Origin of the sequence: Erysipelatoclostridium sp. DFI.2.3 (assembly GCF_019132535.1) — a bacterium.
In the GTDB taxonomy this organism is placed as follows: Bacteria; Bacillota_I; Bacilli_A; order Erysipelotrichales; family Erysipelotrichaceae; genus Clostridium_AQ; species Clostridium_AQ innocuum.
This window is the reverse complement of the sequence record NZ_JAHOOJ010000032.1, coordinates 23,876-30,727: the sequence shown is the minus strand read 5'-3', so window position 1 is coordinate 30,727 and position 6,852 is coordinate 23,876. Positions and strand designations below refer to the sequence as shown.

Annotated in this window: 7 protein-coding genes; 1 reads left to right on the top strand and 6 read right to left on the bottom strand. The window is 35.3% G+C overall.

Going from position 1 to position 6,852, the window contains the following annotated elements; all coding sequences use genetic code 11:
- Positions 1-206 precede the first annotated feature (206 nt).
- Positions 207-329: a hypothetical protein gene (locus tag KSZ58_RS23300; RefSeq protein ID WP_269835598.1), complete on the top strand. Its 123-nt coding sequence runs from the start codon at positions 207-209 to the stop codon at positions 327-329.
- Positions 330-347: 18 nt separating this feature from the next.
- Here the strand turns inward: KSZ58_RS23300 and KSZ58_RS20770 are convergent, their stop codons facing one another.
- The 6 genes from KSZ58_RS20770 to KSZ58_RS20745 form a co-directional block, all read right to left on the bottom strand.
- Positions 348-2,096 (bottom strand): recombinase family protein, encoded by a 1,749-nt coding sequence (locus KSZ58_RS20770; protein ID WP_009319968.1) that lies wholly within the window; start codon positions 2,094-2,096, stop codon positions 348-350.
- 65 nt (positions 2,097-2,161) lie between these two features.
- Positions 2,162-2,401: a DUF6870 family protein gene (locus KSZ58_RS20765; protein ID WP_009319967.1), complete on the bottom strand. Its 240-nt coding sequence runs from the start codon at positions 2,399-2,401 to the stop codon at positions 2,162-2,164.
- A 381-nt stretch (positions 2,402-2,782) separates the two neighbouring features.
- Positions 2,783-3,031: a helix-turn-helix domain-containing protein gene (locus tag KSZ58_RS20760; protein ID WP_004613734.1), complete on the bottom strand. Its 249-nt coding sequence runs from the start codon at positions 3,029-3,031 to the stop codon at positions 2,783-2,785.
- Between the two features lies 1 nt (position 3,032).
- Positions 3,033-3,452, bottom strand: a complete 420-nt coding sequence (locus KSZ58_RS20755) for an RNA polymerase sigma factor (RefSeq protein WP_004613733.1) — start codon at positions 3,450-3,452, stop codon at positions 3,033-3,035.
- Between the two features lie 235 nt (positions 3,453-3,687).
- On the bottom strand, positions 3,688-6,162 hold the full coding sequence (locus tag KSZ58_RS20750; RefSeq protein WP_009319966.1) for an FtsX-like permease family protein: 2,475 nt from the start codon (positions 6,160-6,162) through the stop codon (positions 3,688-3,690).
- Positions 6,149-6,847: an ABC transporter ATP-binding protein gene (locus KSZ58_RS20745; protein WP_009319965.1), complete on the bottom strand. Its 699-nt coding sequence runs from the start codon at positions 6,845-6,847 to the stop codon at positions 6,149-6,151. The genes KSZ58_RS20750 and KSZ58_RS20745 overlap by 14 nt, the downstream gene beginning before the upstream one ends.
- Positions 6,848-6,852: the final 5 nt, after the last annotated feature.

Sequence of the window (6,852 nt, the reverse complement as noted above, 5' to 3'; positions counted from 1 at the left end):
AAAAGGGCCTAAAACCAGATTCACTCAAAAAGTTGTTTTCAGTGTACCCAAAATACAAAAATCATAATAAAAAAGGCTGTGATTTTCAGAGAAACACTAATTTCTCTTACTCGTCACAGCCCCTTTTTTTCTGAAAAAAAGAGATACTATTGCAATTTCCTTTGTAACCATTTACAATGACTTTATAAAAGTTAGGGAGTGAACATATGATAAGGGCTGAAGTGAGAAATCTGTGCAAATCCTTCGGAAAGCATAAGGTTTTGAAAAATGTGAGCTTTTCGATTCAGGATCATGAGATCGTAGGGTTTATCGGACCGAACGGTGCATAGATATATAGACAAAAATTGCTAAACAGCTAATGTAGATTTAGATAGTGAGGGTAGTGTATAAACACGTCCCTCTTTTTTAGATGTGTTTTGATTGTTTGAGATAAAGTCTAACAATCTTTTATGCTGGTCTGCAAAATTAAACTTAATTGTAATTTCGTTGTTTTCGTGGATATAGATTGTATCAATCAATTCAGCTAATATTCCACGGTTTAACTCGGTTATGTTCTTATGTTTCAAGAACATTTGTAGGTAAGGGTCATTATTGCCTACGCCTTTTGAGGAAAGCTCAATCTCGGCTTTAAGATTGACAATCGCATTTTTCATGCTGTCTGCCTTTGCTTCAAATTTGGCTTTCATTCTTACATATTCAGCTCTGGTAATCTCGCCACACTTCCAGTCCATATACAAATTGTCTATGACATTAGTAATCTTTTCAAGCTCATGTTCTTTGGTTTGTAATTGCTTTGTCAATCGCAAGGACTGGTTACATACAGCTTCTTGCTTATTGATTTCTGTGATTACCTCTGCCATGTTACAAACAAGAGAAATTTGTACTTGAATTGCATTGAGTACGGCTTCTGTCAAATCTTCTAATGAAATGCTATGACGGCTACACTTATCTTTATTTTTTAAAGCATAAGTAGAACACACATAATAAGTATATTCTTTGGTTTCTCCGTTTGCCATGTTCTTTTTGTTGGTTTTCTTTGTCATGCTCTTATCACAATCTGCACAACGTAGGAAACCAGAAAACAGATAGACATTTCTTTTTGTAGGAGCAGTACGGGTATCACGTTGAGATAAAGACTGTGCCATTTCAAAGGTTACTTTGTCAATAATAGGTTCGTGAGTATTCTCTACGATAAACCATTCACTCTCTGGCGTTGCTATCGCTTTATGAACCTTATAGCTGATTACTCGCTGTTTCCCTTGTACCATATCTCCGATATACATTCGATTACTTAAAATTCTAGCTATCGTTGAAATGCCCCACATACCGTCATTCTTTGCTTGATTAGGTGTTTTGAGGTTCAAGCCTTGACTGTGTTTGTAGTCCATAGGTGTAGGTACGCCTAATTCGTTCAAGTGTCTTACAATACCGATTTTACTCATACCGTCCTCTACATACCAGCGGTAAATATCCCGTACCACTTGTGCAGGGACTTCATCAATGATAAGGCAATTTTTATTTGTTGGGTCTTTCTTATATCCATAAGGAGCGAAAGCCCCGATAAACTCGCCATTACGACGTTTCATATTAAAGGTACGTCGAACATCATTAGAAGTTCTTGCTGAATAACGGTCATTCATCAATCCCGTAATCGGAACGTCCATACCGTCTGTAATCGACTCTGGATTTTTGTAAGTGTCAAATGACGGACTTCCCAGACAGATAAATCTTGTGTTATAAAGTGGAAAAAGTTCTTCCAAATAATAACCTTGATCTGCATAATTTCTGAATGTTCGTGCTAATGTCTTGCAAATAATACAATTCACAAGACCAGCTTTCACATCATCAATCATGCGGATAAATTCAGTTCTTGCGTCATCAGTTGTACCGCTGATACCGTCGTCGATATAAATATCCACAAGGATATATTCTTCTTCAAAGAAATTTTCCAAGTATTCACGGATAATCTTTTTCTGGTTCGTAACACTTAAACTTTCGTCGTTGCCGTCGTCCTTTGATAATCGGATATATACGGCAATTCTCCATACCATGTGATTTTTGCTATTTGATTTTTTAACTTTTCTAACTCTCGGCATATTGATTTCTCCTATTAGAAAAGTCATTTATCACTCTTTTATTATACCATATTTCGCCCATTTTTTCAGTAACTTTTTAGGCTCTTGAAGTAATTTATCAAGCAAAAATCAAGCGTTGGAGCATCCTCGTTAAACACGACTTTTACAAGTGTTTTACCACATAAGAAGCAGTAGGGATTGTTTAATTCCTCTATGCAGGCAGATAGACGTTCTGTGTTGGAAAGAGCCTTGTCGGTATTGATTGACTTGACCGCTTCCAAATAATCGGAACATACTGTTGTCTGCTTATTTCCTAAATCATTCAATAGATATACCCCCTTTGCTTTGCTGTTTAGCAGTTTTTACTTATATATAAGCAGGCAGACGGCTTTGGAAAGCTCCGTTAGTATCTCAACTATTCCCATTCTTGTGGGCAGAACCGCACCATGCGGACGTATCATTATTCTGTGAGGATAGGTCGTGGCAAAACGACTTTTCCAACAGTCGCTCTCGGATCACTGCGTGGGTCGCTCGCTTTCTTTTGAAAAGGTCGTGGCGTACAGTCCCCGTGGCTCACTATCTCACAAACGTATCTGTCTGCTTTATTCAGTTGTCAAAGAGCTGTGGCGAAAGCGTGTTGCTTTCATATAAAAGCAGGGCAGAGCAGGAAAGAGGGGGACATTAAATCATGCTCTGCTAAAAACTGCTTATTCTTCTTCGATTTCTAAGGCAATATCAAACCCTAAAATCATTTTGATAAGTGCTTCTCGGATAAGTCCTTTTAGCTCCATATCTACAACAATATAGACATTGCCGTATTCATCATAGAGTGGACGCAGACAGCACTTTGATATGTACGGGTCATAAAATGCCAGTATCTTTTCAATCGCTTTTTCGTCCCCGTCCATTGCTTGTGAAAGCAAATAGTAGGACGGCTTCTTAAATGTTTGCTTCATTTTACTGCTTCTCCTTTAGTATTTTTTTCATGGTTTCCAAAGCATGATGTCGGTTTTTAAATACACCGCTTTGCGTAATCTTTTGCAAGTTGGCAATTTCACTTTCTGTCATTTCCAAGAAGTAATACATTAACAAAGTATTTCTCTTTCTTTCTGGAAGTTTCTTCAAGGCTTCTGCCAGCTCATCATCAAGGACACGAATATCAATGCCACATACTGAAAAGATTGTATAATCTGTTTCGTAATCGTCCCACACAGCAAAATTTTCAACGAAAATTTCTGGAAGTTCACAAAATGGAATTTCTTTATCTTTTCGTCGTTTCAATCCTTGCTGGTAGTCCTTTACAACATGACGGACAACTTTCTTCAAACAACTTTCAAAGCGACATTGAACTGTTTTCTGGAAGTCAGACGGTTTCATCAATCTCACCCCCTTTCCTCTATGATTTGAAAAGCGTTTATCCCTCTTTCCGCACCATATAGGGAATGAAAGGTGTGATTTAATGACCTCTTTTGAAAAAATTTAATTTTTTTCAGGTATGAAAAAAGCCCGTACAAAACATATAGTTCTATACGAGCTTTAAATGTCTTATTAAATTTATTTTTTGATGTACTGTTGTTAGTTGGTGTTTGAGTGTATATGGTTGTACTTAAAGCTATTCATAATCTCTTAATCGTTCTACGATAGAGCGATTTCCTGCAAGTTTTTTATAGGATAGAAGAGGTGTTATCATACATATCAGCATGACAAGAATAATAGCACTGAATAAAGGAAACACTGGTACATTAAATGGAATCTCCATATAATTCATGGATTCAAAGCAAATATAAGTGATAACTGAACCAATCGTCAATGTAATAAATACAGAGAAAAGTGCATATAAAACCCCCTCTCGAATTAACAGTTGATTTATCTGTTTTTTGGACATTCCAATACTTTCCATAACAGAAAATGTTAATTTTCGATTCTGAATACTGCTTGCGATTGTATTTGTATAATTTAAGACTCCAACCAGCAGAAGCAATAAAGCGATTATTGTGCCTATTTCCATCATTTCTCCCTGCGATTCTTGAATTGTTCTCATATTCTCAAATTGAGATTCAATGTGTAAGTCATTACTATATGGACTATCCTCTACAAGAGATGTAATCTTTTTTTCTAACACTTCGTCATATTTTTGATTATAGTAAATATACATATTTAATGTTGTCGGCTTAGAAATCAGGCTATTTAAATAGTCTTGACTTACAATCAACGAAGCACCTATATCTCTTCCGCTGTACTGTGTGTCATACGACACAGCTTCAACGGTAATTTCATATTGCTTTCCTTGAAGATTAAAGAAAACTCGCTGATTCAAATATTCTTTTGGTATTTCAGAGCCTTCATATTGCACAATACAACTTTCTCCATTCAGAAAATCTTGTTTATCAATAGGATTATCCAGTGATTGATTTACATAATCAAATTGTTCTTCATCAATACCGATTAGCATACCATAATAGTTTGATGGATTCGCTTTATAATCTGCTTTAACATCTTCAGAAGATAAATAAGGTGTTCTGTCTATATAATTCGTTATCCACATATCAGAAAAACTGTTTAACACATACGGGAAAATAATAGGTGTTCCCTCTACAAGATGGAAGTCTTTAATGCCGTCCAGCTTTCTTATTTCTTCAACAAAAGAATCCTCTATAGCTGGTTTAAGAGAATTTATATCCTCTGTGGTTTGTGTCTGGTTTTGAACAATAAAATCGGCGTTCCAGTAGTTAGGCAGTACCGTTCTTTCTCCCTGACTACTTATGATCGTTGTAAGGCAATAAAATACAGATAAACTTGTTGCCAGCGATAGTAAGACAACAACTGTTTTCTTTTTATCTTTCTTAAATTGTTCAAATGCCATTCTCCAGAAGAAAGCCCCTTTTTTCTTTTTATACCTTTTACCATTCGATATACATTCTCTATATTTTGTAGCTTCTACCGGTGTAACTTTTGTTGCAATTTGAATCGGCTTTTTCATTCCCAGAATAATAGAAAAAATAGTCACAACAATACTTACAATTAAAATCACTGGATTAAACTGCAATGTCATATTTCCAGTCGATATACCTAATATTCCGAGAATATAAGGAACTAATTTCATACATAAAATAATACCCAACAGATTTCCGATAAATATACCTAATATTCCGACAAGTATCATTTGCTTAATTATGAAACGAACAAGCTGTTTCTTTGTCATACCCAGAGATTGAAGCAATCCATAATATCGTATCTTTCCTGAAACAGACAGATACAAAATATTGTAAATCAGAAGATAGGCACTTAAACATATAACAAGAGCCAGACCGCATATACCAAGCAATAACTTAAAAGAATTTTCGATATAACCTGTCGGTGCAAAGATTTGCCTGTCTGAGAAATCTAAAGATTTTTCTATGGACTGTATTGTAGTTGGAAAAACATAGTTACAGTTCAGTTTTATGCAAAGGATTCCATTATTTTTTAAATCATATCCCGTTTCGTCATAAAAGGCTTTTGACACAAATCCAGCAGATGTATCTCCATAACCGTCCCATATACCACTGATAACAAATTCGTCTGTATAAACACCTGTATTATTTTCATAAGTTAAAATAAGACTATCTCCGACAGACAGATTTTCATTTCCACAGGTTTTCAAAATATCTTTTGTAACCATCAATTCATTTTTATTTTGCGGATAGTGTCCATCTAATTTTGTTCTGGCAGGCGACATCAAATTATCCCAGAATACTTCATCACACCATAACAATCCAATTTCAACAGTCTTATCGTACTCTGTACTTTGGATAAATCCAGCATAGGATTCTATACCTACGCTCCGTATATTCTCGTTTTGCTGTAAAGTATTAAGTTGCTCTGATGTAAAACCGTTCATAGTTACAATATCATATTCAGCTCCATTTAAGCGTGTGTTCTGCAATCTACTCGAATTCAGATAAGTCATACCGATTGTAAATACACAGAAAAGCATAAATGCAGATAATATTATTGTGAAAAACAAAATTGCATATTGCTTCTTATTTGTTTTAACGCTGTTTTTTGCAAGTTTATTGATGATTGCCTCATTATTATTCGCTAACATGGAAATCACTTCCTTTAGTTGATATTTTTCCGTCCTCAATCTGAACAATTCTGTCCGCCATTTGTGCAATATCATTATCATGTGTAATTACAATCAATGTTTGTTGATATTGTCTACTTAACATTTTCAATAATCCGATTACATCATGACTGGTAGAAGTATCAAGATTTCCTGTTGGCTCGTCTGCAAGGATAATCGCAGGTTTTGTTGCTAAAGCTCGTATAATCGCTACACGCTGTTGTTCTCCACCAGACAACATTGCAGGGAGCATTTCTTGTTTATCCGAGATATTTAATGTTTCCAATAGTTCCTGAATAAAATCTTTATCAATTTGCGTACCATCTAACTCAAGAGGAAAAGTAATATTATCATACACATTCAAGTCGGGTATTAGATTATACTGCTGAAAAATAAATCCTACTTTTCTTCTTCTGAAAAGAGCAAGTTGTTCCGAATTTAATGTTTCAAGATTTAGTCCATCAACAATAACAGTTCCACTGCTGGGCGTATCTAATCCACCAATCATATGTAGAAGCGTACTTTTTCCACTACCTGATTTTCCGACGATAGAAACAAATTCTCGTTCAGCAACTTCAAAATTCACACCATCTAATGCTCTTACGGTCTGATTCCCTGTTTGGTAATATTTTTTTAAAGCCTGTGTTTTGACAATCACATTTTTCATAATCA

Excerpts from the sequence above, each read along its gene's own strand:
- KSZ58_RS23300 (WP_269835598.1), top strand. The coding sequence starts at position 207 with ATGATAAGGGCTGAAGTGAGAAATCTGTGCAAATCCTTCGGAAAGCAT.
- KSZ58_RS20770 (WP_009319968.1), bottom strand. The coding sequence starts at position 2,096 with ATGCCGAGAGTTAGAAAAGTTAAAAAATCAAATAGCAAAAATCACATG.
- KSZ58_RS20760 (WP_004613734.1), bottom strand. The coding sequence starts at position 3,031 with ATGAAGCAAACATTTAAGAAGCCGTCCTACTATTTGCTTTCACAAGCA.
- KSZ58_RS20755 (WP_004613733.1), bottom strand. The coding sequence starts at position 3,452 with ATGAAACCGTCTGACTTCCAGAAAACAGTTCAATGTCGCTTTGAAAGT.
- KSZ58_RS20750 (WP_009319966.1), bottom strand. The coding sequence starts at position 6,162 with ATGTTAGCGAATAATAATGAGGCAATCATCAATAAACTTGCAAAAAAC.
- KSZ58_RS20745 (WP_009319965.1), bottom strand. The coding sequence starts at position 6,847 with ATGAAAAATGTGATTGTCAAAACACAGGCTTTAAAAAAATATTACCAA.